Below are 25,395 nucleotides of genomic sequence, written 5' to 3' on the forward strand. Positions count from 1 at the left end.
GGCATCCCCGAGGCGGGAATGTCCGGGGAGCGACGGAAATCAAAACCCGTCCCGCCGCCCTGCGGCGCACCGCAGGCGGGCCTGGAGGGGTGTCCCGGGCCAGGTGTCCCGGGCGTTCTGGGGCCGGTGTCCCGCGTGTCCTGGGCCTATTGCCGGGTACGGGACGATATTGGCCGTACCTGGTCGGAGAATGACGTGTCAGTGCGTGTCCCGGCCGCTCTTGATGCTGGTCCCGGGATGTCCCTGAATCGGGACATCTAAGGACTGGTTGTACAAAGCGGAGAGCTATGTTTTGATCAACCCGCTCGGCCCGCCGATGGGATCACGGGGTCCTTCGGTCAGCCATGTGGGGGAAACACATGATCGGACTTGCTCTGCGTAAGCCTGCCCGGAATCGCTTCGTGCGCACCTTCGCGCGGGAGGCGGCGTGACCGCCGCGGCCGCCGCGAAACCGGCCCTGAGCAGCGTGAAGAAGGCCGTGGCGGCCAAGCCGCCGGCCCCGCCCGCGCCGCCGCCTCCGCCCAGCAAGGTGGAGTCCAACGTGACGCTGTGGAATTTCACCCAGCCCAACGGCGGGAAGCTCGCCGAGGCCGCGTGGCCCGCGGTGGTCAACGGCACGCTGGCGGTGACCACCGGCGACCCGGCGGCGGAGGCCACCGGGCCCCGTCGGCTGTCGGCCTTCCTCGGCCTGGGCGCCGACCTGCGCGGGCTCGCGGCGGCGATCGAGCCGATCGTCAACAAGGGCGCGCTGGACCCAAAGGACGCGCCCAAGGACGCCACCGACCTCAAGCTCACCCAGAACGAGCTGGAGAAGGCCCTGGCGGTCTATCTCGGCCTGAACATCCCCCCGCTCCGCCCGACCGAGTGGAAGGTCGGCCGACGGGTGATCCTGCCGATCGAGGTGGAGATCGTCCCGCCCGCGGTCCCGCGCTGGAAGGTCGGGCGCGCGCAGATGCGCGAATGGGCCCGGCTGATCAAGCCCGAGGAGGAGGCGAGGCTCCAGCTGACGGTGCGGCTGCCCGTCGAGCCGCTGCCGGCGACGACCGAGGCCGACCACCGCCCGCTGGAGCTCAAGGCCCAGGTGGCGACGCGGCTGGGCACGCTGACCAAGCCGGTCGCCAAGCCCGAGGAGGTCGCCGCGCTCGGTGCCGAGGTCCGTGCCGGGGTGCTGGTCAACCCGTTCGAGGGAATCTTCTACCAGATCGAGCTGATGCGGCAGCTCCGCCGCGACCGGCCCGAGCTCGAACTGCCCGTCACGCTGGCCATCCTGTCCGGCTTCTCCGAGCACCAGGCCGCGGTCACCGGCTGGACGATGGGCGGCAACGCGCTGTTCCGCCGGCTCTGGGACGCGCTGCGCCGCAAGGGCGACGGCGTTCCGGCCGCCGACAAGCCCGCGGTGGCCGGCGCGCGCGCCCTGCTCGCCGGAGCGCTCGGCCTGGCCGCCAATGGGACGGCCGCCTGGTACTCGCCGACCGAGCGCGGTCCGTCGGTGCCCCCGGTGGACCTGTTCCTGGCGCCCGCCCAGCTCCTGCGCAAGAGCCCGAACGGCAAGGACGTCTACCTCACCGTGGTCTACGGCCGGCTCATGGCGGCAGGCGTCCGCGACAACACCGGGAAGTACTACGGCCCGGCGGCGCTGGGCGGCATGGATCTGGTGGACTTCGTCGGGGACGATCCCGCGTTCCTCGGCCCGGCCCCCGGCTCCACGCTGCTCCAGTGCTGGGACCTGGTCAAGAAGATCGCCCCCAACGAGGGGAAGCTGGACGGCCTGCGGCTGGCCGACGGGGGCATCGTGTCGATCGGCATCCAGCAGTGGACGATCGCCGCCGACGACGAGCTGACCGTCGTGCTCTACCAGTTCATGCGGATGGCACCGGACCACTTCGACCTGTTCTTCGGCATCCGCGGGATGCAGCTGCGGGTGTGGGGCCTCGCCGACACCACCGAGCCGACACCCGACAAGATCGACGAGGCCAACCCCTACCTGCGCCCGCGGTCCCGGCCCGACACCCCCGAGACCTGGCGCAGCGCGTACGCATCGAGGCCGGCCGGCGACTGGGGCGACGCCGGCACCGGGCCCGCCGACGACGGCGTCCCGAGCCGGGTCAAGCTGGTGTGGCTCAAGTACAGCGCACCCGGCGGCCCGGTCGAGACGCCCCAGCCGATCAGGTCGGGCACCGCGCACCGCTGGGCGCTGTTCGGCGGCGCGGAGAACGCGGCCAAGCAGGTGATCTTCGACCCGCTCTGGGGCGGCATCTCCCGCCTGGCCTCCCAGACCTCGCGGGAGCTGTGCACCGCGCAGCTCCAGACCGCCGTGTTCCGGTTCCAGCGCCTGTGGAACCAGGTGAACGGGATGTATCCGACCACCGACGCCCCTGGCGGCAAGCAGTACCCGTTCCGCCGGCTCGTCTCCTCGCAGTTCTTCGCGGCCGCCGTGATCGACGCGCACATCAACGTCCCCGGGCTGGTGGCCGCCGACCTCGACACGGCGTTCCGCAACACCTACGCCCGCAAGCCGTACACGCTGGTCGGCACCGAGGCCGACGACCACTTCCTGATGCGGATGGCGATCAACTTCGTGCTCGCCCGGCGCGTGTACAAGAGGAACAAGGACTCCCGGGACCACAACATCGTCGCCCTTCACGACAAACCCGTGATCCCGGCGACCAGGGACAAACCGGCCAGGGATCCCGGTCTGAACGCCACTCCCGGCAGCTTCACGGGGTGGCCCGCGCCATGATCCCCGACACCATGACGGCCGAGGTCAGCGCCCTCGGCCGGGCCATCGGCCTGTTCGACGGCCCCTCCGATGACCTGTCCCTCAACACCGCGTTCTTCGCCTCGCCCACCGAGCACGTCGCGCGGGTGCTGGCCGACCCCGACCAGCGCGACGCCGCGCTGGAGGCCCTCGATCTCCTGCTGCCGCACGCGGCGCTGGAGGAGGAGAGCCGGCTGCACCCGCTGGTGGAGCCCACCGACATCGGCGGCCTCTACCTCGGCGTGACCCGCACCGGCACCGGCGCCGCCACGCAGATCCTGCTGGACCTGCGGGCCGTCGCCCAGCCCGGCCCCACCGCGCCCCGCGTCACCGCGACCGTGCCGCTGGTGGCCGTCCGCAACGGCGCGCTCGCGGTCGTGACCGGCGAGGCCGCCCACCCGGTCGAGCTGACCGCCACCGTGCGGCTGCCCGGCGATGGCGCCCGGCTGACCGCGTCGCTGTCGATGGCCGGGACCGGTCCCGGCGGCGCCGCGGCCCGGTTCCGGGTCCGGTACCGCCCCGGGCCCGCCTCGACCCTGCCGCCGCTGGACCTGGATCCGATCGCCGTGCCGGAGGGCCTGGCGCAGCTCGCCGCCGCCCTGGTCGACGCGCTGCTGTCGGCGGCCGAACAGCCGGCGCAGGTGCGCGCCCTGGCCGGCCACCTGACCGGGCTGCTCGGCCTGTCCGACGGGCTGCCGGCGCTGCCGCTGGCCGGCCTGGTCCACGACCCGACCGCGATGCGCGGCTGGCTGGCCGGGCTGGCCGGCTCGACCCTGGCCGACGGCCGGTCGGCGCTGGTGGCCTGGCTGCGGCACATCGCCGGGCTGCTGGGCGACCTGCCGATGTCCGCGCCCGCCGCGGGCACTCCCACCGAGGAGCAGCCCGTGGTGCTGCGGCTGACCGCGCCGGGCCCCGGCCCGGCGGTGTCGGCCCGGGTGTGGCTGCGGCCCGCGCCCGACAGCGGCACCCCGGTGCTGGTCGTCGCGCTGGCCGCCGAGTTCGCCGTCGCGGCGGCCGGCGCGGTCGTCTGCGGCGAGGGCATCCTGCTGGCGCTGCCGCTGCACGGCACCGGCCCCGCCGTGCTCGCCGAGCGCGCCGAGGTGACCGTGCGCCGGGCGGCGGCGTCCGGCCCGCTCGTCCCCGCCGGCCCCGCGACCCACGGGTTCGGGGTGGGCTCGCTGCGGGCCGGGCTGCGCTACGACGCCTCCGGGCTCGGCCCCGTGCTGGAGTTGCGCGACGTCGTCACCCCCGACCACGTGTTCCCCCGCCTGGACCTGACCGACGCGTCCTCGCTCGGCAGCGCCGCGGCCGGCGCGCTGGAGGACGCGCTGGAGGAGGGCCTCGGCGCCGCCGGGCCGTTCGCCGGCGCGGTCCGGACGCTGCTGGGCCTGGCCACGACCCCCGGCACCGACATCGGCGGCCTGGCCACCGCGCCGACCCGCGAGCTGGCCGCCTACTACCGGGAGTTGCGGCAGACCGCCGACGGCTGGCGCCGCCTGCTCGCCGCGATCGGCGGGCTGCTCGGCTCGGGCCGTCCCGGCGACCTGGCACCGGTGAGCGGTGCCGGCACCGCCGCCGACCCCTGGGTCCTGCCGCTCGGCTGGTGGCCCGGCATCACCGCCGCGACCGGCGGCTTCGCCCTCGCCCTGTGGGACGAGGGGACCGCCGGCGCGCCCCGCCTGCACCTGGGGCTGCGGCTGCGCGTCGCGTCCGCCGGGCAGGCCGCCACCGCCTGGGCGGTGTCGGCGCAGGCCGCGCTGCTGGCCGCCGACCTGGCGCCCGAGGGCGGTGGCGTCCGCTGGCTGGGCGGCGTCCGCGCAGACCTGGCCGTCACCCCGCCGGGAGAGGAGCTGGACGGCGACCTCGGCTTGGCCACCGGCGACCTGCGCGCCTTCGCCGCCTGGGCGCCCGGCAGGCCGCTCACCGCGCAGGTGACCCTGGAGGACGTGCGGCTGACCGTCGCCGGCGAGCAGCTCGACCTGGGCACGCTGCGGCTGCCTGCCGACGCCGACGCCTCCAGCGGCACGTTCGGCCTGGCCATCGGCCCCGCCCAGGCGGTGGACGTGCTGCGCGCCGTCGTCGCCCGCGCGGCCGCCTCCTGGGGCGGTCCGGGCGCCGGGCTGCTGCCGTCGATCCTGGGCATGGGCCGCTCGGCGCGGCTGCCTGAGGGCGCCCCCGCGATCGAGCCGCCCGACCCCGCCGACGCCGGCTCCCTGCTGGAGCGGCCGCTAGAAGCGCTGCGCTCCTGGGCCGCCGCCCTGGTCTCAGCGCAGGCGGGCGTCACCGCCGCGGGCCTGCCCTACCTGTCCGAGGCTCGGTGGCCGTTGCAGGCTTTCCTCACCGACCGGGTGGGCCTGTTCGAGGACATCGGCGCGGCGGGCCCCGCCCCGGCGGGCCACGGCACCGCCGCCGACCCCTGGACCGTGCCACTCCAGCCGCACGACCGGCCCCCCGCCGAACTGCTCACCTGGACGCTGCCCGGCGGACCGCCCCCGGAATGGGCCGGGGCGGTGACCGCGCGCCTGGAGAGCGAGACGCTCGACACCACCGACCTGGACTACGTCGCCGACCTCGCCGCCGACCTCGGGCCGTTCGTCGGCGAGGCCACCGCGGCGCTCGGCTCGGGCACCGGGGCCCTCGGGTCGCTGCGGCTGCTGCGGGACCTGTTCGCCGAGGGCGACGGCGTCGTCCCGGCGGGCGCGGCCGGGCGCGGCCCCGGCTCCGCCGAGGTGGCGACGCCCGTCACCGCGGCGCACCACATGCTGCCCCGGTCCCGCGACGCCATCCGGGCCGCGCTCGGCACGGTGCGCTCGCTGACCGCCGGCCTGGGCACCGTGCCCTGGTCGGTCGTGCTGGTCGCCCCCTCGTTCGCCGGGGACGACTGCTGGTCCGGCCTGGTCGCCGCGGCCACCGGGCCCGGCGGGCCGCTGCCCGCGTCCGCCGCGGTCGCGACCGTCGACCTGCGCGGCGTCCCCGACCCGCTGCACGCCGACCTGAGCACCATCGGCGCGGCGCCGGTCTACGTCGTGCGGCTGGGGGAGAAGGCGGAGCACACCGCCGTCCACCAGGCCGCGCAGCTGCGGCGCGTCCTGGACCGGATCGCCGTCGCGCGGCCCGGCGGGCGCACGGTGCTGGTCGCCCATTCGGTCGCGGGCGTGGCCGCCCGCAGGCTGGTCGCAGACCTGGCCGCCGAGCCGGCCACCTCGGTGCTCGGGCTGGTCACGCTCGGCACGCCGCTGAAGCCGGTGGACGTCAGCGCGCTGACCGGCCCTGGCGTGCGCAACGCCGCCCGGCTCGTCCGCGGGGTCGCGCCGTACGGCCTGGGCGCCGAGGGCGCGGACGACATGCTCGTGTTCCTGGCACCCACGCAGGACGACCTGGACCCGTACGGGCGGGAACTGCCCGCCCCGACCGTCGCGGTGGAGGGGCCAGGGCTGCTGCCCGCCGCCCGGTTCGCCGCGGTTCCGGCGACACCGCCGGACGTCCGCGGCATCCCCGTCCTGGCCGTCACCGGTGAGTTGCCCGGCGGCACGCTGGCGACGCGGCTGGCCGACCTGGTCGCCGGCGCCGCGGCCGCCGGAGCCCCCGGTGAGCAGGTCACCCACCTGGCCCACGGGGTGCGGATCGGGCTGCCCAAGCCCGCCGGGCCGGCCGGCGCGGTCTCGGTCGAGGCCGACGTGCGGCTGGACCTGGGCCGAGTCCCGGTCGTGGTCGGCGCGCCCGAGCCGCCGGCGCCGCGGGCCGGGTTGGTCGCCCGGGTACGGCTGGCCCGCGCCGGCGGGCCGCTGCTGGACACCGAGACCGGCGCCGTCCCCGAAACGGGGGCGCGGATCGGGACCCTGGAGGCCACCGTCACGGTGCCCGGTGACTCCGGCGCGCCGGTGCTGGACGTCGTGCTCCGCGACGCCGCCCTCGGCGGCCGCTGGTCGCACGCCGCGGGCCTGGACGACCCGCGCACCGCGCCGCTGCTGGCCCGCCTCATCGACGCGCTCGGCCGGGAGGACCCGGCCGGCGGCGAGCCGGCCGCGTTCCTGAACCTGCTCACCGACCTGGGCCTGACCGGCACCGACGGGACGGGCAAGGTCTGGATCGCCGACGCGTTCGCCGCGCTGGCCGCCGACCCCGGCGCCTACCTGGGGCCCCGGCTGGTCCCGCTGCTGGACCGCGGCACCGGCCTGTACGGCCTGGTCCGCGACGCCGGCGCGGCGGCGGGGGCCGGGCCGTGGCGCTGGCGCTCCCCGGACCTGCCGGTCGAGCTGGTCGTCACCCCGGACCCGTGGCGGGTCGCGGTCCGCACCACCGGCGCCGGGCTGACCACCGCGGCCGGTGGCCGGTTCCGCGGCGACGGCGAGGTCGAGCTCGGCGGCGCGGCGACCGCGGACTGCGCCCTGTCCCGGGCCGGCCTCGGGCTGGACCGGGGGCCGACCGGCGCGCCCCGGCTGCACGCGCCGTGGCTGGACGCGCCGCTGCCGCTGGACGCCGGGCCCGCCGAGCTGCGCGCCGCGCTGGCCCCGCTGGTGCCGCGCCTGATCGTCGACGTCTGCCTGACCGGCCTGCTCGAACGGGTCATCGGCGGGTTCGGTCCGGCCGCCGCGCTGTCGCGGCTGCTGCACGACCCGGCGGGCTGGCTGCTGGACAACCTGCTGGGCGGCGCCGGATCGGGAACGCCCGACCCGGCGGCGCTGAACGGGGTCCTGACCGACCTCGCCGACGCCGCCGGCCTGGCCCGCGACGCGGCCCGGCCGCTGGTGCTGCCCGGCAACCTGATCGTGCGGGCCGACGCGGCCCCGGCGGGCGGGACCAGGCTCTCCCTGGCCACCAACTCGCCCGTCGCGATCAGTGGGATCACCCTGGCGCTGTCGGCGGCGGTCACGCTCGCCCGCCGGCATGCCGCCGTCGGCGGCACCCTGGAGGTGGACCTGCCGCTGCCGGGCAGCTGGGGGAGCGTTCGCGTCATCGCCGGGCACGGCCCCGACGGCCCGGTGCTGGCCTTCACCCTCTCCGGGGCGGAGACCACCGTCCACCTGCTGCCCGCGGTCAAGGGGGTCGCCGAGCTCGTCGCGGCGCAGGCCGCGCGCCTGCTGCCCGAGGTGCTGGACGGCCTGACCGCCGCGGCGGCGTCGCCCGCGCCCTCCCCGCTGCTGTCGGACGCCCTCGCCGTCGCCGCGGCGCTGGGCGTCTACGACCCCGCCGCGGGGCCCGGGCACGGCTTCGCCGCCCGGGGCGACCGGCTCGCCCGGCTGGTCCGGGCGGCGCCGGGTTCCCCGGACGGCATCACCGCCGCCGGGGTGAGCGCCACCGCCACACTGCTGGGCCGGCTGCTCGGAGGCATCGTCTCCTCGCCCGCGCCCGGCGCGCTGCGGGTGTCCACCCCGGTCCTGGGCGGGAACCTCGTCCTCGACGCCGTCGCCGTCCCCGGCTCGGCCCAGCCCGCCCTGCTGGTCGGGCTGACCGGCCTGAACCTTCGGACACCGGCCGGCGGGCAGGTCAGCGCCGGGGTCACCGCCGACGTGACGGTCGGCCGCTCCGGGACGGCCCTCACCGCCGCCGCCCGTCTCGCGACCCGCCTGGACACCGGCGCCGGGATCGTGCTGACGCCCCGGCTGGACCTGTCGGCGGGCTCGGACGGACGGCTGCGCGTCACCCTGCGCCCGCTCGGCGACGACCAGGTCGTCGTCGCGCTCGCCCCCGTCCCGGCGGCGATCACCGCCGCCGACGCGGCCCGGCTCGCCCGGTCGTGGGTCGTCCCGCTGGCGACCCGGCTGATGATGCGGGCGGCCGACACCTGGCTGTCACGCCCCCTGTGGGACGGCCCCACCGGCAGGAACACCCGGGACCTGCTGCGCGCGGCCAAGGTCGTGGACGACCAGGACCGGCTGCTGCCTCTGCCCGGCCCGGCGGCCGCGCTGCGGGACCTGCTCGGCGTGCTGGACGGGGTCGCCGTCCCGCTGCCGGGCGGCCTGGGGCTGGGCCTGGCCCGCTCCGGCACCCTGCTGGGCCTGCGCCTCACCGGCCAGGCCGAGATCACCGCCGGGGAGTACCGGGTCGTGCTCCACGCGGGCCTGCCCGCCGCAACGGGCATCGCCTGGCCGGCGGCGGAGAACGGCGTGACGATGATGCTGCTGGACACCGCCGGGACGGCGCCGGGCCTGGTCCCCGCGCTGCGGTTCGGCGGAGTCGGCGCGACCGTGCTGCGCCGCGACGGCGCCGCCGTCATCGACGCCGGCGGGGTCCGCCTCGGCCACGCGTCCGGCTTCGTCCGCGCCGAGGTCGCGCTGCCGGTCGGCGGGACCCCGCGCCGCTCCGCCACCGCGGGCTCGCTGGGGGCGGCGGCCGTGCTCGGCGGGCTGGGCCTGCCGCTGCTGACCGCCCCGGGCCCCGCCGACGACCCGGTCACGGGCGGGATTCTGGCGCCCGGGACCGGCGACGGCACCCCGGCCAACCCGCCGATCGACGTGGTGGTCGCCTCCGGCCCGACCGGGCCGCAGGTCGTGCTGAACGGCACCGACAACGCCGAGCCTCGCTGGCTCCCGGTGCAGAAGTCGTTCGGCCCGCTGCACCTGGACCAGCTCGGCCTGGCCCACCGCAAGCTCACCGGCTCCGAGCACGCCGGCCACCCCGACGCCGTCGCGCTGTTCTTCGACGGCAGCCTCGCCCTGGCCGGCATGTCGATCAAACCGGACGGGCTGCGGCTGCTGGTCCCGCTGGACGACCTGGCCGAGCCCGGCGAGTGGGAGGTCGGCCTGGACGGGCTGGCGGTCTCGCTGGACCTGCCCTCGGTGCGGGTCGCCGGCGGGCTCACCCGGACGGTGGCCGACGGCGTCGCCGAGTACACCGGCGAACTGTCGGTCGACGTGGCAGGCCGCGGCTTCACCGCGATCGGCGGCTACTCCAAGGGCGCCGACGGCGTCACCTCGCTGTTCGTGTTCGTCGCGCTGCCGTTCGCACTGGGCGGCCCGCCCTACCTGTTCGTGGAGGGCCTGGCGGGCGGCGTCGGCTACAACCGGGCGCTGGTGGTCCCCACCGACCCGATCGCCGCCGCGTCCTTCCCGCTGGTGCAGGCGGTCCAGGAAGGCGGCGTCGGGCAGCCCCGCGACCCCGAGTCGCAGCTCGCCGCGCTGCGCAAGGTCGCCCCGGCCCGCCGGGGCAGCCACTGGGTCGCGGCGGGCGTGCGGTTCTCCAGCTTCGAGCTGGTGCACACCAGCGCGGTCGCCTACGCCGCCCTCGACCGCGGCTTCCAGGTCGGCCTGCTCGGCGTCTCGCGCATGGTGCTGCCGATGGCCGGGCCGGCCATCGCCAACGTCGAGCTCGCGGTCAACGCCCGGTTCGACTCCGCCGAGAGCCTGCTGTCCATCCGCGCACAGCTCACCGACAACTCCTGGCTGCTGTCGCGCGACTGCCAGCTCACCGGCGGCTTCGCGTTCGTCATCTGGTTCCGCGAACGCCGGTTCGTGCTGACCATCGGCGGCTACTCGCCGTGGTTCGACCCCGAGGGCTTCCCGGTGGTGCCGCGCGTCGGCATCCGCTGGGCGGTCTCCAAGCAGATCTCGGTCAAGGGCGAGGCGTACTTCGCCGTCGTGCCCGGGTTCATGATGTTCGGCGGCCGGATCGAGGCCGCCTACGACACCGACATCGTCCGGCTGTGGTTCACCGCGTGGCTGGACGTCCTGCTCGGCTGGGATCCGTTCTACTACCGCGTCGACATGGGCGTGGAGGTCGGCGCGACGTTCCGGCTGCGGGTCTGCTTCATCGCTTGTGTGACGATCCGGGTCAGTGTCAGCCTGGGCGTGTCGCTCCAGATCGAGGGGCCGCCGCTGCACGGCCGCGCCCGGGTCGACCTGGCGGTCGCCTCGGTGACGGTGCACATCGGCGACCCGGTACCGCCTCCGCCGGCGTACCTGACCTGGCTGGCCTTCAGCCGCCGCTACCTGGCCGGGCCCACCGGCCCGGCGGTGGTGGCGGTCTCGGCGGGCGCCGCGGCCGACACCGGCCCGGCCGCGACCGGCGCGAACCCGCCCGACGGGTCGCAGGCCAACCCGTGGCCGATCCAGGCGGCGGCGCGGCTGCGCACCGAGAGCCGCATCCCGGCGACGCGCGCCAAGGTCGGCGAGACCGCGGTCCCGCTCACCGGCATCACCGTCGGCGGGCCCGCCCCGCTGCACCCGACGCCGTGCGGGAACAAGGTCCTGCCGTACTTCCGCGTCACCCACCAGGTCGCGGTCACCGGATCGAACGGCGCCGCGCCGAACTCGATGGTGGTGACGCCGCGGCAGGGCGGCTTCCAGGCGGCGCTGTGGCAGCCCGCCCCCGCCCCCGGCGACCAGCCGCAGAACGTGGACGGCCTGTCCGCGCTCGGCGGCGTCGACCTGGACTTCATCACCACCGCCACCGGTGCACCGGTGACGGTCCGGCCCGAGATCACCGCCGTCAGCACCCCGCTGCCGTTCGGGGCGCCCGCCGGGCGCGCCCGGGCGGCCACGGCCCTGGCCGCCGAACCGGCGCCGCCCGCCCGGACCCGCCGCACGCCGGCCGCCGCGGGGCCGAGGCTGATCGGGGTGGTGCACCCCGGCGGCCGCCGGGTGACCAGGCCCGCACCGGCGCCCCTGGCCGCGCTCGCCGCGACCGACGACGCCGTCGCGCTCGCCCCCGAGACGGGGTACGTGTGGCGCGTCTCCGGCGGGGAGCGCGCGCGGCTGGCCGTCGAGCACGGCCGGGCGCGGGTGGTGTGCGTGTCCGGGTCCGGGCACGTGCTGGCCGACCGCGTCGTGGACGCCGCGGCCAAGGCGTTCACCCCGCCGGAGGGCACCTCGCACGTCATGGTCGGCGACGTGGCGGGCCTGCCCGCCGGGGCCCCGGGCTGGCACGTCGGGACGCCCGTCGTTCAGGTGCTGCCGGGTGTGGCGCTGGCCGGGCGGGCGACGCTGCTGCCGGACGGCCCGGTGCCGATGCCCGCCGCGCCCGACCAGGTCGTCCTGCTCAGCGCCGGGGACCTGCTGCGGAACCGGGGCGGCTGCCGGACGCTGCTGCCACCGGCCACCACGGTCGTGCAGGTCTTGGTGGAGCGCGCCGACGGCACCGCCGGGGCCGCCGCCGACCTGGACGGCGCCGTCACCATCGACGGCCGCACCGTCCGCGGCGAGGCCCTGCGCACCGCCTCGGGGATGGGCCTGCTGGTCCAGGTGCCGCCCCGCGACAACGGCGCGGACCTGCCGGTGCAGGTGGATCTGGAACTGCCCGGTGGCTGGTCCGCGGTCGCGGTGCACGCGGTCGCGCGGCGCGAGGACGAAGCAGCCGACGAAGGGGCCGGCCAAGCGCTCGCCGCGGCCGGGACGCGGCCCGCCGTGGTGCGCTGGGCCGCCGCCGACAACGACGGGGGACGGAAATGACCGAACTGGAACCGGGACGGATCGACTTCTACGACGGGGTCGCCCCCGGACTGCGCGACGACACCTACCGGGTCCGGGTGACCACCACCGTCGAGCACAGCGCCACCGCCGACCACGCGGGCGTGCAGCCGCTGGAGGTGTTCACCGAGGAGCGGTGGGTCAAGGTGGCCGGGGCGAAGTACCGGCTGGACCCCAGCGAGATCCTGTCGGTGTACCCGCCGCCCGACTCGGCGGGGGCCTACACCACCACGCTGGGGCACGTGGTGCTCCGCCGCCGCACCCTGCCCTGGGAGAAGGTGGTGGCCCCCTCCACCAGCACTCCGTGGCTGGCGCTGCTGCTACTGGACGTGAACGAGGCCACCATCAACCGCAACGTGGCCGCGCCGGACGGCACCCGCTACACGACGGTGTCGATGAGCGCGGACGTGGCTCGGGCCGCGCTGCCCCTGCGGGCCGAGGTGCCGCTGCTGTGCCACGCCCGCCAGGTCGCCCCCGGCGGCCCGGACACCGCCCGCGACGACGACGGATGGGTCGCGGTGGTGATGACCGGCCGCCTCCCGGTCGCCGGGCGCGCCTACAACATGTGCCTGGTCTCGCTGGCCGACCACGGCGCCGTCCTGGACCGCGGCAGTGTCCCGGCGACCGTCACCCTGCCGGTGCTGCACGACTGGACGTTCAAGTCCGGGAGTTCGGGCACCTTCCAGAAGGTCGCGGCGGGCGTCGCGCAGAACGCGGCCGCGTTCGGCCTGTCCGCCGGGCACCCCGCCCGCCTGGACCACACCCGCCGGGACGGGACGCCGGGCCTCGCCCTGTACCGGGGCCCGATCGTGGGCGTCGCCGACGAGCCGGCCGTGGCCGCCGAGGGTGAGACGGACGTGAGCCTGGCCACCGCCCGCACGCTCGGCCGGCTGCTGGCCGCCGCCGACCGGTCCCTGGTCCGCGAGCTGAGCGAGTGGCGCCGCCGCGACCTGATGTCGGGGCTGGGCCCGCCCGCGTTCGCGGCCGGATCCACCCCGGGCGACGTCGCGGCCGAGACGGTGGCGCGCCTGTCGGGCGCGACCGCCGACCCGTGGGGCGTCCCCGACCGCGTCCGCCGCCTGCACGCCCGGCGCGACGGCGCGCTCACCCCGGCGGAGGCGCCCGGCGCCGACGGCGGCACACCCAACGGAGCGCTCCCGCAGGACGCCGGAACCGCAGCGGAGGGACGGTCATGAGCGAGGCAGGGCGCGCGGCGCTCAAGCGGGGCATGGCGGCGGCCGAGGGGCTGAGCGCCGGCGAGCCGCCGCAGGCCGTCACCGAGGCCGTCGACCGCTACCACCGGCTGATGGGCATCCCGTTCGACCACATCGTCCCCGACCCGGCCCTGCTGCCCGAGGAGTCGGTCCGCTTCTTCATCGTGGACGGCGAGTGGCTGGAGGCGCTGACCGAGGGCGTGCTGAGCGTCGGCGGGACGGGCAGCCGGGCGAGCGCGCTCGCCGCCCGGCACACCGAGCTGTACCGGAGCAGGATGCGCACCGCCGCCGCCTCGGGGCCGGTGGCGGGAATGCTGCTGCGCTCCACCCTGGTGGCGCAGTGGCCGACGTCGCAGATCCTGGCGTTCGCCGATCCGGTGCCGCCGCGCGACGCCAAGCCCGCGGGGCTCGACCCGATCGAGCCGCTGCGGTTCGAGGCACTGGCGCCGACGCTGCTGCTGGTGCTGTGGCCGCAGGTGCCGTCCGCGGTCTGGATCGAGGAACCGCACCGCGAACTGGGCCACGGCTTCCACGTCGATCCCCAGACCGGGGGGCTGATCGTCCCGCCGGCGCCGAACACGTCCGGGGCGAACGTCCCGGTCCAGATGCGCGCGCCCCAGACCGTCGACATCGTCAGGCTGGCCGCCGATGTGGCCAAGCAGCCGGGCCGGGGCGGCAGAGCCGGCCCGGGACCGCTCGCCGCCGCGCTGCTGAGCCGCCCGTACCGGCAGGTCTTCGAATGAGCGGCGACGCGGGACGCCGCACCCCGGGGGAGAACGTGCACGAATCACAGCCGGTACTCACCACGGCCGCCGCGCCCGACGCCGCCTCATGGCTGCTGGTCCCGGTCGCGCTGGACGTGCTGGCCCTGCGCGTCGGCGACGGCCCGGCGCAGTGGGCCGACACCGCCATGCGCGAGCCCGTCCCCGGCGGCGACGCGGTCCAGATGCTCCAGGCCGACCCGTTCACCGACCGCGCGGCGCCCCGCGCCACCGGCGCCTACCTGCACTGGGCGGTCCCCGACGCGCTCACCCACGCCGAGCAGGCGCCGCCCACCGGAGGCGAACCGGGGCCGGTGGTCTTCCCCGCCCTGCCCGAGCGGTGGCTGGTGGCCAGGCTGTCGGCCAAGGCGGGCCCCAAGCCCCGCGCCGTCCGCGCCTGGATCCTGGACGCCGCCGGGGCCGCGCCCGGCACCCCGCCCACGGTGACTCCGCTGGAGCAGTGGTCCGCGCCCGCGCCCGGCGCGGTGCCCGCCAAGCCGCTCACCGCGCTCGGCCACGGGGACTTCGGCTGGGCGGCGTACTACGACAACGTCGAGGGCAGGCTCGGTTTCCACGACCCCCTCACCGACGCCGAGGGGCCCGTCGCCTACCTGGTCTGCGGCTGGTACGCCCACCCCGAGCTCGACCCCCTGCGCCGCGCCGACACCGCGGGCTGGAAGGCGTTCACCGACCACCTCGCCGACCAGCGCTGGCGGCTGCCGGGGGACCAGTACAACGGGCTGGCGCCCACGCCCACCGGCCTCATCCTGCACGGCAGCGCCGTGTCGATCGGCTGGCCCGGCACCGGCTGGAACGGCGACCTGGGCGGCGTCCTGTCCGCAGAGACCGACTACCGGCCCGACCCGGGGGCGATCCGGCTGGCCCTGGCCGAGTCGCTGGTGGACGCCCTGGCCGCGCTGTCGGCCGAGGACGGCGGCGACCCCGCCCGGCTGACCGCCGTCCGCGCGTTCCTCGCCCAGGCCGACGGCGAGGCCGCCGGCGCCACCGGCGGTGGCACCGGCCCCGACGGGGAGTCCCGGCTGACCGCCGCGCTGCACGCGATGCGGTTCGGCGCCGCCCCGGACGTCCCGCACCAGGAGACCATCTGGCAGGCCGCCGACCCTCGCCCGGCCGCCGAACCCGCCGCCTCCGCGGCCGCGGGCACCACCGTGGCCGGGCAGTTCGTCGGCGTCGAGCGGGCCCGGCCCCGGCTGTTCGAGGCCGCCGACCCGGTGCTGGTCGTGCAGGGCGGCGGCCGCAGCTTCAAGCACGGCGGCGACGGCCGGTTCGAGGGCGACGCCCGCCTCACCGTCCGGCTCGGCGGCCAGACGGTCGCCAGCCTCGGCGCCGCCGCCGACGGCAGCGGCGGCGCGCCCGCCGGGCGGCTGGACGGGAGCGTCCTGCGTACCGGCGTCCCGGCGCTGTGCCAGGACCTGATGGTCGAGCTGGCCGCGCTGGACCCCGGCTCGGCCTCGCCGCCCGTCGGCGGCGAGCGGTCCCCGGCCCTGGCCCGCACCGACTGGTGGGCGACCTGGGACCCCTCCCTGCCCCCGGCGGCCAATGGCGGCGCGCTGCCCTCACCGGTCGCGGTCGCCCCGCCCGCGCGCCCGTGGAACCCGCTGCACGCCGACTGGGAGCTGCGCTACGAGCCACTCGCCGCGACCGGCTGGCGGCTCGGCGACACCGACCTGGAAGGGGCGCCCCCGCCCGCGGTGGCCGAGCCCGCCAGGACGTTCCAGGGCCGCGCACCGCTGGCCGCCGGCCCCGCGTCGGTGCTGGCCGGCGCGACCCTGCGCGCCCAGCGCAAGGCCGTCGCCACCGGCCTGGCCGGCCCCGCCGCCGCGGCCGCCGACGTCGAGCTGCTCGACCTGCTCGGCGGCCGCCTGGACGGCCTGATGAGCATGCTGCGCGGCGAGCAGCAGGGCGATCTGGTCGGCGGCGACACCCGTCCGCCGCTGCTCACCCCTCCCGCGCCGCTGCGCGCGGGCCGCACGAAGCTGACCCGGCTGCGGCTGGTGGACACCTACGGCCAGGTCGTCGAGATGGCCTCGGGCGCCCGCTCCGCCGGGCCGCCGACGCTCGTGCCGCCGTCCGCGGCCGCCGACGACGACCCGGGCACCCTCATCCTGGCGCCCCGCTTCACCGCACCGGCGCGGGTGACCCTGCGCTACGTCGCCGCCGACGGCCGCACCAACGCCGCCGGCGCCACCGTCGAGGCCGATGACGCCATCAGCCCCGTCGCCGGGTTCCTCATGCCCGACTTCGTGGACGGCTCGGCGGAGTTCTTCGACCCCGCCGGAGGCGGCCTGGGCCGGCTGCGCGCCGACGGCACCGGCGCGACCGTCTGGGAGGACGACCCCGCCCGGCCCGGCCGCCCCGGCCGGCTGGGCGCCGACCCGGCCGACGCGATCGGGCACCCGGCCTTGGCCGGGCTGGCCTCCGGCGTCGTCGGGGCCGATCGTCGCGGCGGCCCCTACGACCCGACGGCGCTGTCGTCGCTGCTCAAGGTCATCGACACGACCTGGTGGACGATCGACTTCACCGGCGAGGCCGGCGAGGAGCACCTCGCCATGCTGCTGGGCCACCCCGTCGCGGTGCTGCGCGCCGAGCTGCTGGTCGAGGTCGACGACCCGGCCGCCGACCCCGCCCTGGGCGGCGTCCCGATCGAGGTGGCGCTGGGCGCCCTGGACCGGTTCGAGGACGGCCTGGTCGGCTACCTGGCCGGCGACGACCCCGGCATCCTGAGGGTCATCGACCCGGCCGTGCTGGAGGCCGCCCGCGAGTCCGGCGAGCCGCTGGCCGAACGGTACGTCACCGGCGACCCGCTGATCGTGCGGCCCGGCGTCCCGGTGCCGCTGACGCTGCTGGTGGCGCCCAACTGCCAGGTCCACGTGCGGACCGGGCTGCTGCCCGCCAAGGCCGTCGGCATGCGGCGCTCCTGGGTGGCCGAGCCGCTGGCGAAGATGACGCCGACGTTCCGGCACGGCCCGGTCCTGGCCGACGCCGAGCACCGCCGGCTGCCGCTGCCCGCCGACGTGCACGGCACCTGGACATGGCTGCACCGCGCCGACCCCTACACCTGGGCCGCCGACGAGGTGACGGTGCTGCCGCCCGGCGGCGCCGGCGCCGCCGAGGGAAGCCCGCCGGTCCGGGCGCCGCGCGTCGAGGAGGGCTGGCTGCGGCTGGGCCTGGTCGACGCGAGCTGGGAGCAGTACGCCGTCCGCGTGGACGTCGAGGCGGTCAGCCAGGTGCCCCGGATCGTGCCCGGCAGCCCGATCAAGCGCGTCGGCGGCTCCAACGGCGGCCGGTCCTGGTCGCTGAGCGCCCAGAACACCATGGAGCTGATCCGCAGCGGCCGGTTCGACTTCTGGATGCAGCCCCGCGTCAACGGCCACCCGGCCGGCATGCCGCAGGGCGACGCCCGCCAGATCCGCGTCGTCACCGACGCCGAGGGCCGCCCCGCCCTGACCACCACCACCGCGGGCGACCTCGCCGACCCGCTGCTGACCCTCCCCGAGACGGGCATCCCGGAGATCAAGATCTTCGACCCGTCCAACCCCGGCACCTACGAGCCCAAGGACGGGTACCGCCGCCACACCTTGTCCGCCCGGCACAACGGCCAGTACCTCGACGTCACCGGTGGCGCCCACGTCGTCGACCCCTACGTCCCGATCATCACCTGGCCGCCGCACGGCGGCACCAACCAGCAGTGGGCGTTCCGGTGGCACGACCACGCCTACTTCACCATCGCCGCCTGGAACAGCGGGCTGCTGCTGACCGCCGGCCCCCTGGAGAAGCCCGACCTGTCCGCGGTGTTCCAGGCTCCGCCGCCGCAGCCCGGCGCGCCCGCCGCCACCCAGCTCTGGCAGCCGGTCTCCACCGGAGACGGCCACGTGGTCATCTACCTCAAGGGCACCACCCGGTGCCTGAGCGTCGACGGCGGGCCCGAATGGATGGAGAACGGCCCGCGGACGGTGGTCACCGAGTACCAGGGGCTGCCCAACCAGCAGTGGAAGATCCGCCCGGTCGACATCGACACCCCGCTCTTCGACGCCACCGCGACGTCGATCAGCGTGCCGCAGACCATGTACACCTCCCAGGTGGAGACCCTGACGGTGCGGGTCCGCAATACCGGCAACAGCGCGTGGCGGCCCGAGGCCGGGCACGCCCTGCTGCCGGTGGGAGGGTTCGTCCAGCTCGTCTACGTCAAGGCGAGCTACAGCACCGAGCGCCTGACGGCGATCCCCGTACCCCTGGTGGTCCAGCCCGGCCAGGAGGTGACGATCACCTTCCCGGCGGCCGGCGGGACCAGCCCCACCACGCTCACCGGCTCGTTCCGGATGGGCAAGGTGACCATGGTCGGCGGCATCCCGGGCGGCGTCACCGAGACCTGGGGCCAGCCGACCCCGGACCGCACGATCACGGTCGCGCAGGTCACCGGGACCCAGCTGTCGGCCACGGTCGCGGCGTCCATGCCGCCCGGCACGATCGTCGCCGGGGACAGCCCGTACGTGTGGTTCACCATCCGGAACACCGGTACCGCCGGCTGGTACCGGGAGATGGGCCACCGGATGATCAACCTGCACGGCGCGTCGGGCGACCCGCTGAGCCCGACCGACATGTCCCTGAGCACCAACCCGGTGCGGCCGGGGGAGACCACCAGCGCCGGGGCGCAGCTCCACCCCGACACCCCGGGCACCTACCAGCTGCGGATGCAGATGGCGCAGACCGCGCCCTTCGGCGCCATGTCGCCGTCCTACTCGGTGGTCGTCGCGGGCATGGTCGACGTGACGCAGGGCAACGGCGCGGCCTTCCCGACCACCTGGGTCCAGGGGTACGCGGCATCCATCCGGGCCGTGCTGAACGCCGCGGCGCCGCGCGCGGTGCCGGTCACCGTCCGGCTGGGCAACAGCACATGGGGCACGACCTCCGTGCCCAAGGGCTCCACCGTCTCGCCGGGCGTCTCGCTGAACCTCCCGGTCGGCCGGCACACGATCACCGTGCTCTGCGCGACCCAGGCGATCACCAAGGAGGTCATCGTGATGGACCCCAAGGAGACCGAGAAGCCCGACATCGAGAAGATCGACCCGGACAAGGTCGCCTTCAAGGAGAAGGACCGCGAGTTCCCGCTGACCGAGGACGCCGGGTCCGGCGCCCCCGCCGACGGGCCCGGCGCCACCCCGTGGATCTCCGCCGACGACCGTCCCGACGTCGGCGGCCACCTCTACGACGACGGGCCCGAGGACGGTTGATCGTCATCGTCTCCGGGAGCGGCCACCGCCCGGCCCGGCCCCTGCTGCGGGGGCTGGGCGGGGCGCGGCTCGTGACCCCCCGCACTATCGCCGGCCCCGGCACCCGCTGCGACCCCGCCGACCTGCCCGCCGCCACCCTCGGCACCCGCTGGGGGACGCTGGCGGCCGGCGACGTCACCGCCGTGCTGGCCTGCCTGCCCGCGGTCACCCCGTGGGACCTGCCGCACATCGCCGGACCCGAACGGAGCTTCGTCGCGGCCGAGCTGACGGCGCTGCTGGCGCTCTGGCTCCAGGCCCCGGCGCTGGTCGTCAACCGGCCGGTGCCCGGTTCGCTGTGCGGCCGCGGCCTGGACCCGGGCGACGTCCGCTGGGCCGCGGTGGAGGCGGGCCTGCCCGTCGCGGCCCGGTCCAGGGCCGAGACCCGCCTCACCCTGGCCGGCGACCGGATCCTGCCCGACGGCGCCGACCCGGCCGCCGCAGAACTGGTTCGCAGCCTCGCCAAGACCCTGGACGCCACGGTCCTGTGCGTGCGCCTGGCCCGTGAACCCGACCGCGGCTGGTGCGTCCACGGCGTGGAGCCCTGGTGGCAGGCCGCGGACGGCGAGGTCACCGCCGCCCTCGGCGCCCTGATCACGGAAGGGGCACGATGATCCTGCTCTGGGGACACCCGGAAGAACGCCCCTTCGCCCGGGTCCTGAGGGCCCTGCACGCACGCGGCGCCGACCCCCTCGTCCTGGATCAGCGCCGCCCGATGACCGTGACGTCCGGCACCGTGCGCACCGCGGGCGCCTCGTGGAACCTCGCCGGCGTGACGGCGGCGTACCTGCGCCCCTACGACGCGGCCCGGCTGCCCGCCGTCACCAGATCCCCGGCGCGTACGGCCCTCACCCGGTACGCCCGCCGCGCCGCATCCGCCCTGTGCGCCTGGGCCGACCACGCGCCCGCCCTGGTGGTCAACCGCCCGTCGGCGTCGGCGACCAACGCCGCCAAGGCATGCCAGGGCCTGCTGGTCGAGGCGGCCGGTTTCGCGGTGCCGGCCAGCCTGGTCACCGACGACGCCCAGGCCCTCGCCGAGTTCGCCGGCGAGCACGGGGCGGTCGTGGTGAAGCCCGGCAGCGGCATCCGCGCCCGCGTCGCGCTCGCCGACGTCCACGACCCCGACAGGATGGCCCGCCTGGCCACCTGCCCCACGTTCTTCCAGCGCCACATCCCGGGCGAGGACGTACGCGTCCACGTCGTCGGCGACCGGACCTTCGCGGTCCGGCTCGCCTCCGACGCCGTCGACTACCGAGTTCGCGACGCGGCCCTGAAGCAGAGCACGGTCGAGTTGCCCGGCGACCTCCCTGAACGCTGCGTGGCCCTGGCCCGAGCCCTGGGGCTGGTCGTCGCAGGCATCGACCTGCGCATGACCCCGGAAGGCGACTGGTTCTGCTTCGAGGCCAATCCGGCCCCCGCCTTCACCTTCTTCGCAGGAGCCGACCAGGTGGCCGAAGCCGTAGCCGACCTACTCCACGCTCACCGCCCGAGTTCGTAGACCCCACGCCGGGGAGTCCACCGGGTTCGGCAGATCCGGTCTACCTGGAGATACAGGTCGGGCGAGCCTGAAGGGCGTCCAGAGCGCGGAGGAGTCTGCCGAGCTCAAGCGGCTCAAGCGGGAGAACGCCGAGTTGCGGTGGGCCTGGATGAGATCCTGAACCTGCCCGGAGCCCGAGGCGGCGACGGCGCGGCTGCTATCGCGGATCCGCCGAGCCGAGGCGGTGGCCAGGCGGTCGGATGCTAGGGCAGGATCGCGTCGACGTAGCCGCCGTCGACGCGGACCGCCCCGCCGGTGGTGGCGGACGCGTGCGGCGAGCTGAGGTAGACGACCATGCTGGCGATCTCTTCTGGCTCGATGAGCCGCTGGAGCAGCGAGTTCGGGCGGTGCTCGGTCATGAAGCGGCGCTGCGCCTCGTCCCAGGGCAGGTCCTCCCCGACCATCTCGGCGACGAAGTCCTCCACGCCCGCGGTGTGGGTCGGTCCGGCCAGGACGGTGTTGACGGTGACGCCCGTGCCCGCGACGGCCTTGGCGTAGCCGCGCGAGACCGCCAGCAGCGCCGTCTTCGACACACCGTAATGCACCATCTCCGCGGGGGTCACGACCGCCGAGTCGCTGGCGATGAACTGCACGCGCCCCCAGCCCCGCTCGGTCATGCCCGGCAGGTAGAGGCGGGCGAGCCGCACTCCCGACAGCACGTTGACCTCGAAGTAGCGCCGCCACTCCTCATCGTCGATCTCCAGGACGGGCCGCGCCGAGAAGATGCCGAGGTTGTTCACCAGGATGTCGACGTCGGGCGCCTCGGCCCGTACCGCCTCAGCGCCCTCGGCGGTGGCGACATCGGCGACCACGCCCCGCAGGTCCGCCTCCGGGAGTCGCGTCCGCAGTGCGTCCAGAGCGCCGGTGACACTGTCCTCGGTCCGCCCGTTGACGATGGTCGCCGCCCCGGCCCGTGCCAGCCCCGCGGCGATGGCGTGGCCGATGCCCTTGGTGGAACCGCTGACGAAGGCGGTCCGCCCCCTGAGATCGATCTCCATGCCGGTGACCTTCCCACGTCGACGCCGGTCAGAGCTCCTGAACCCCGGAGATCTCTGGCAACTCATGTCGCTCTGCGCACCGTGTGGGGGTGCGCGAACTGTGTCCCGGCAGCGGCGGTGACCTCGCGTTCCAACCAGGCCGGGCGGCCCGCGCCCCCGGCTCGACGCCGGGGGTTCTTTCAGACGCGTGACGCCATTCGCCGAATGATGCGGTTTCGTCCTGTTCACGTTGTCGGGGTGGTCCTCGGCTGCGGCTTGTCGGCGGGTTCGGCGAAGCGTGGGAAATGTTCGTCCGGAAGGGGGTCGCCCACGGTCAGGCCGAGCGGGTCGGTGACGGGGTGTGCGGGTCCGGCCGCCAAGGTCAGGTCCGCGTCCGCGTAGATGATGACGTGGGCGATACGGGGGTCGCCGGTGAGGTTGGGTGTGGCGCTGTGGGCGAGGCGGGAGTTGTGGAGCGTGCAGTCGCCCGCGCGAAGGGGGACTGTGATGCGCCGTTCCCACAGCAGTTCGGGCGCCACGGTGAACATGTCGGCATGGTTTGACAGATCCTGTGGGCGCAGGCCGTCCAGGTGCTGGGAGCCGGGGATGAACGTCATGCAGCCGCGGTCGACCGGCACGTCCACCAGCGCCACCCAGGCCGAGAGGGCATGCCGTGAACCGGCGTGCGGCCAGTACGGCTGGTCCTGGTGGAATTCTGTCGAGGCCCCGTTCCGCGGCTCCTTGATCAGCAGCTGGTCGTGCCACAGCCGCAGCGGGATCCCCGCCAGCCGGGTCGCGATGGCCGCCAGGTCGGGGTTCAGGGTGAGCTCGCGCAGGGTCTCATCGTGACGCCACAGCTGGAGCAGTTGCGTGAAGATCGTCCCGTTGTGGTGGTCCCGGACGGTGGAGCGGGCCGCCAGCGCCGCTTCGGCGAACCTGGCCGCGTCGGCCCGGGAGATCACTCCGGGCAGGTGGACGAAACCATCACGGCGATACGCTGACACCGCGTCCTGGGAAAGGTTGTCCGCAGTGGTACGGGGTTCGGGGCCGGCGACAGTCATGGCTATCTTCCTTGCCTTCTAGGGATTGCCGTCTCGACAACTGTCGCCGCGGCCTCCACCGTGCGGCTAGCACGAGAGCCCGACAGGCATAGCACGATCTTGACGAGCGTCCGTCGAGGAGAGGTCCGATGCATCGCGTGCGGCTCGCGGAGGTGTTTCCGCCGGGGCGGCCGCCCATCGCCGCCGAGCGGTTCGAACTGCGGAGCGACACCGCCGCCCACAGCCATGACTTCATTGAGCTCGCCGTCGTCACCGGTGGCACTGCCACGCACGTCTCGGCCGCGGGCGAGCAGCCTCTGGACCGCGGTTCGGTGACGATGCTCCGCCCGGGCGACTGGCACGGCTACCACGGCTGCGACCGCCTGACCGTCTACAACCTGTACGTCAGCCCGGAGGCGTTTCGGCGCGAACTGGCCTGGATGCGCACCGCCCCGCACCTCGGCCCCTCAGTGCGCATCGCCGGCCGATCCGGCCGCCACACCGGCCACCCGCTGCGGCTCGACCCCACCGCGCTGCGAGTGGTCGAAACCGGCCTGGCGGAAACCTCCGGTGAGCCCGGTTCCGATCCGGGCCTTCATCCCGGACCGGCCTACGCCGTGCGGGTCGGGATTCTGCTCTGCCTTCTGGGCGGCGTCGTGGCACATGGCTCCACGGATGCCACCAGCGAACGAACCGATCAGGTCCATCCCGCGGTGTTGGCCGCGGCGCAGTTCTTGGAGAACGACATTCAGCGGGCCTGGAACCTGGACGAACTCGCCTCCACCGTGAACTTGTCGCCCCCCTACCTGACTCGCATGTTCACCGCGCATCTCGGAGTTCCGCCCATGACCTACCTGGGCAGGCTGCGAGCAGAGCGCGCTGCGGCACTCCTCATCGAGACCGACCTGTCCGTGGCAGCGATCGGAAGGCTCGCCGGCTGGCACGATCCCAACTACGCGAGCCGCCGGTTCCGGCACTTCTTCGCTCTCAGCCCGGCCGCATACCGCGCCCGATTCCGCCCCGGCGGGTGTTAGACGGTGTCCTGATCGGTGATCACCGCCGGCCAGCGGCCACAGGGCGAACACCGTCCACGCGGCGGCGGACCTGGTCGGACGTGGCCTGTCCAATGCCGAACTGGCCGCCGAACTCCACATCAGCCCCGGCACTGCCAAAACCCACGTCGCCAACCTGCTCGCCAAACTCCAGGCCCGCGACCGTGTCCAACTGGTCATCCTCGCCTACGAACACCGACTCATCGCACCGTCGCGCTGACCGGCGCCCCGGACTCGGGCCCCGGCCGGCGAGGAGGCTCTGATGCCGTCCGGGGAGTGCGACGAGCGCCGCCCGCGACTTGATCGGCACTGTCCCGCCAGGGACGGCCGCCGCGCACGACGCCATGCCGGCACCCTGGCGGGCCGCATTCGGACCCGAGAACGGGCCGGGGGAGGCGACTGCCGCGGAGCCCTGCCCGGAGGCTGACCACCACGCGTCGCCGTCCGCCGGCCCCTCCACTCCACTCCACGTGAGGAGCGTTCCGAGAACGGGCCCGCGCGGTGTTCGGGTTTACAGGGTGAGACCGCCGTCGATCGTGAGGATCTCGCCCGTCATGTAGGGGTTGGCCATCAGGAACAGCGCGGCGGCCGCGGCCTCCTCGGGCGTCCCCCACCGGCCGAGCGGGTTTCGGGCGCCGGCCTGCGCGACGGCCGCGTCCCCGGCCTCGCCGGGGCCGGCGCCCATCGCCCCGCGCGACAGCGGGGTGTCGAACTGCCCGAAGCGCAGGGCGTTCACACGGAGCCGGCGGGGTGCCAGTTCCACGGCCAAAGCCCGCGCCAGCGTCTCGACGGCGCCGACGGCCGCGAGCGGCGCGGACATCCCGGCCACGGGGCGGGAGACGAAGGCGCCGGAGGAGAACGTGATCGAACCGCCCGCGCCCAGCCGCGGCGCCGCCGCCCGTGCGACGGCCAGTGCCGCCCACAGCCGTCCGTCCATCGCCTGCAAGGCGGTGTCCCTGGTGATGTCGGTGAGCGGGCCGGTGCCGCCGAGGCCCCCGGCGGTCAACAGAACGTGGTCGACGGCGTCGGCGCGTTCGAAGGTCTCGGCCAGCGCCTGCTCGTCTGCGGCGTCCCCGGCGACGACGAGCACCGCGCCGTCGCCGCCAGCGGCGCGGACGTGCTCGGCGGCGGCGTCCAGCCGGGCCTTGTCGCGCCCGGTGAGCACGACCCGCGCGCCCACCGAGGCCAGCAGGGCGCCGGTGGCGAGGCCGATGCCGGAACTGCCGCCGACGATGACGGCGGTCTGCCCGGCGAGGCCCCGCGGCAGCGGGGAACGGACCGGGACGGGCGCCTCGGTGGTGGTCATCACGATGCTCCTAAATAAACCAACTGGTTGGTTTATCCTGCCCGCCGCGGACCACGAA

11 protein-coding genes and 1 pseudogene are annotated in these 25,395 nt (G+C 75.7%); 9 read left to right on the forward strand and 3 right to left on the reverse strand.

All coding sequences use genetic code 11. The features are described 5' to 3' along the window. Positions 1 to 427 precede the first annotated feature (427 nt). The 7 genes from AB0H37_RS16945 to AB0H37_RS16975 are packed head-to-tail and all read left to right on the forward strand — an operon-like array spanning position 428 to position 20,923. A complete protein-coding gene (locus AB0H37_RS16945) occupies positions 428 to 2,740 on the forward strand; it encodes a hypothetical protein (RefSeq protein ID WP_360613552.1) in 2,313 nt (770 codons plus the stop codon). Further along, complete coding sequence (locus AB0H37_RS16950) at positions 2,737 to 12,144, forward strand: DUF6603 domain-containing protein (RefSeq protein ID WP_360613554.1); 9,408 nt, start codon at positions 2,737 to 2,739, stop codon at positions 12,142 to 12,144. Before AB0H37_RS16945 ends, AB0H37_RS16950 begins: the two co-directional genes overlap by 4 nt. Beyond that, complete coding sequence (locus tag AB0H37_RS16955) at positions 12,141 to 13,358, forward strand: hypothetical protein (RefSeq protein ID WP_360613556.1); 1,218 nt, start codon at positions 12,141 to 12,143, stop codon at positions 13,356 to 13,358. The genes AB0H37_RS16950 and AB0H37_RS16955 overlap by 4 nt, the downstream gene beginning before the upstream one ends. Beyond that, positions 13,355 to 14,119 (forward strand): hypothetical protein, encoded by a 765-nt coding sequence (locus AB0H37_RS16960; protein ID WP_360613557.1) that lies wholly within the window; start codon positions 13,355 to 13,357, stop codon positions 14,117 to 14,119. The genes AB0H37_RS16955 and AB0H37_RS16960 overlap by 4 nt, the downstream gene beginning before the upstream one ends. After that, positions 14,116 to 19,389, forward strand: coding sequence for an RICIN domain-containing protein (locus AB0H37_RS16965; RefSeq protein WP_360613559.1), 5,274 nt, complete (start codon positions 14,116 to 14,118; stop codon positions 19,387 to 19,389). Before AB0H37_RS16960 ends, AB0H37_RS16965 begins: the two co-directional genes overlap by 4 nt. Continuing rightward, positions 19,386 to 20,039, forward strand: coding sequence for a hypothetical protein (locus AB0H37_RS16970; RefSeq protein WP_360613561.1), 654 nt, complete (start codon positions 19,386 to 19,388; stop codon positions 20,037 to 20,039). The genes AB0H37_RS16965 and AB0H37_RS16970 overlap by 4 nt, the downstream gene beginning before the upstream one ends. Beyond that, the gene (locus AB0H37_RS16975) at positions 20,036 to 20,923 is read left to right on the forward strand and encodes a hypothetical protein (protein ID WP_360613563.1); all 888 of its coding nucleotides are present in this window, start codon (positions 20,036 to 20,038) and stop codon (positions 20,921 to 20,923) included. The genes AB0H37_RS16970 and AB0H37_RS16975 overlap by 4 nt, the downstream gene beginning before the upstream one ends. Positions 20,924 to 21,165: 242 nt before the next feature. On the opposite strand, the gene AB0H37_RS16980 is transcribed toward AB0H37_RS16975, so the two are convergent. Then, positions 21,166 to 21,960 carry an SDR family oxidoreductase gene (locus AB0H37_RS16980; protein WP_360613565.1) on the reverse strand — a complete coding sequence of 265 codons (795 nt, stop codon included), beginning with the start codon at positions 21,958 to 21,960 and terminating at the stop codon, positions 21,166 to 21,168. Positions 21,961 to 22,184: 224 nt separating this feature from the next. Then, on the reverse strand, positions 22,185 to 22,943 hold the full coding sequence (locus AB0H37_RS16985) for a phytanoyl-CoA dioxygenase family protein (protein ID WP_360613567.1): 759 nt from the start codon (positions 22,941 to 22,943) through the stop codon (positions 22,185 to 22,187). Between the two features lie 185 nt (positions 22,944 to 23,128). Between AB0H37_RS16985 and AB0H37_RS16990 the strand changes: the two genes are divergently transcribed. Both AB0H37_RS16990 and AB0H37_RS16995 read left to right on the forward strand, forming a co-directional pair. Further along, on the forward strand, positions 23,129 to 24,013 hold the full coding sequence (locus AB0H37_RS16990) for an AraC family transcriptional regulator (RefSeq protein WP_360613568.1): 885 nt from the start codon (positions 23,129 to 23,131) through the stop codon (positions 24,011 to 24,013). Between the two features lie 70 nt (positions 24,014 to 24,083). Continuing rightward, positions 24,084 to 24,251: pseudogene (locus tag AB0H37_RS16995) on the forward strand (LuxR C-terminal-related transcriptional regulator); the annotation flags it as partial. A gap of 291 nt (positions 24,252 to 24,542) precedes the next feature. Here AB0H37_RS16995 and AB0H37_RS17000 read toward each other — a convergent pair. Then, positions 24,543 to 25,337 carry an SDR family oxidoreductase gene (locus tag AB0H37_RS17000; RefSeq protein ID WP_360613570.1) on the reverse strand — a complete coding sequence of 265 codons (795 nt, stop codon included), beginning with the start codon at positions 25,335 to 25,337 and terminating at the stop codon, positions 24,543 to 24,545. Positions 25,338 to 25,395: the final 58 nt, after the last annotated feature.

This window comes from Actinomadura sp. NPDC023710 (assembly GCF_040639875.1).
Lineage (GTDB): Bacteria > Actinomycetota > Actinomycetes > Streptosporangiales > Streptosporangiaceae > Spirillospora > Spirillospora citrea.

Coding starts and splice junctions, on each gene's coding strand:
- AB0H37_RS16965 (WP_360613559.1), top strand. CDS start 14,116: ATGAGCGGCGACGCGGGACGCCGCACCCCGGGGGAGAACGTGCACGAA.
- AB0H37_RS16975 (WP_360613563.1), top strand. CDS start 20,036: ATGATCCTGCTCTGGGGACACCCGGAAGAACGCCCCTTCGCCCGGGTC.
- AB0H37_RS16990 (WP_360613568.1), top strand. CDS start 23,129: ATGCATCGCGTGCGGCTCGCGGAGGTGTTTCCGCCGGGGCGGCCGCCC.
- AB0H37_RS16955 (WP_360613556.1), top strand. CDS start 12,141: ATGACCGAACTGGAACCGGGACGGATCGACTTCTACGACGGGGTCGCC.
- AB0H37_RS17000 (WP_360613570.1), bottom strand. CDS start 25,337: ATGACCACCACCGAGGCGCCCGTCCCGGTCCGTTCCCCGCTGCCGCGG.
- AB0H37_RS16950 (WP_360613554.1), top strand. CDS start 2,737: ATGATCCCCGACACCATGACGGCCGAGGTCAGCGCCCTCGGCCGGGCC.
- AB0H37_RS16960 (WP_360613557.1), top strand. CDS start 13,355: ATGAGCGAGGCAGGGCGCGCGGCGCTCAAGCGGGGCATGGCGGCGGCC.
- AB0H37_RS16980 (WP_360613565.1), bottom strand. CDS start 21,960: ATGGAGATCGATCTCAGGGGGCGGACCGCCTTCGTCAGCGGTTCCACC.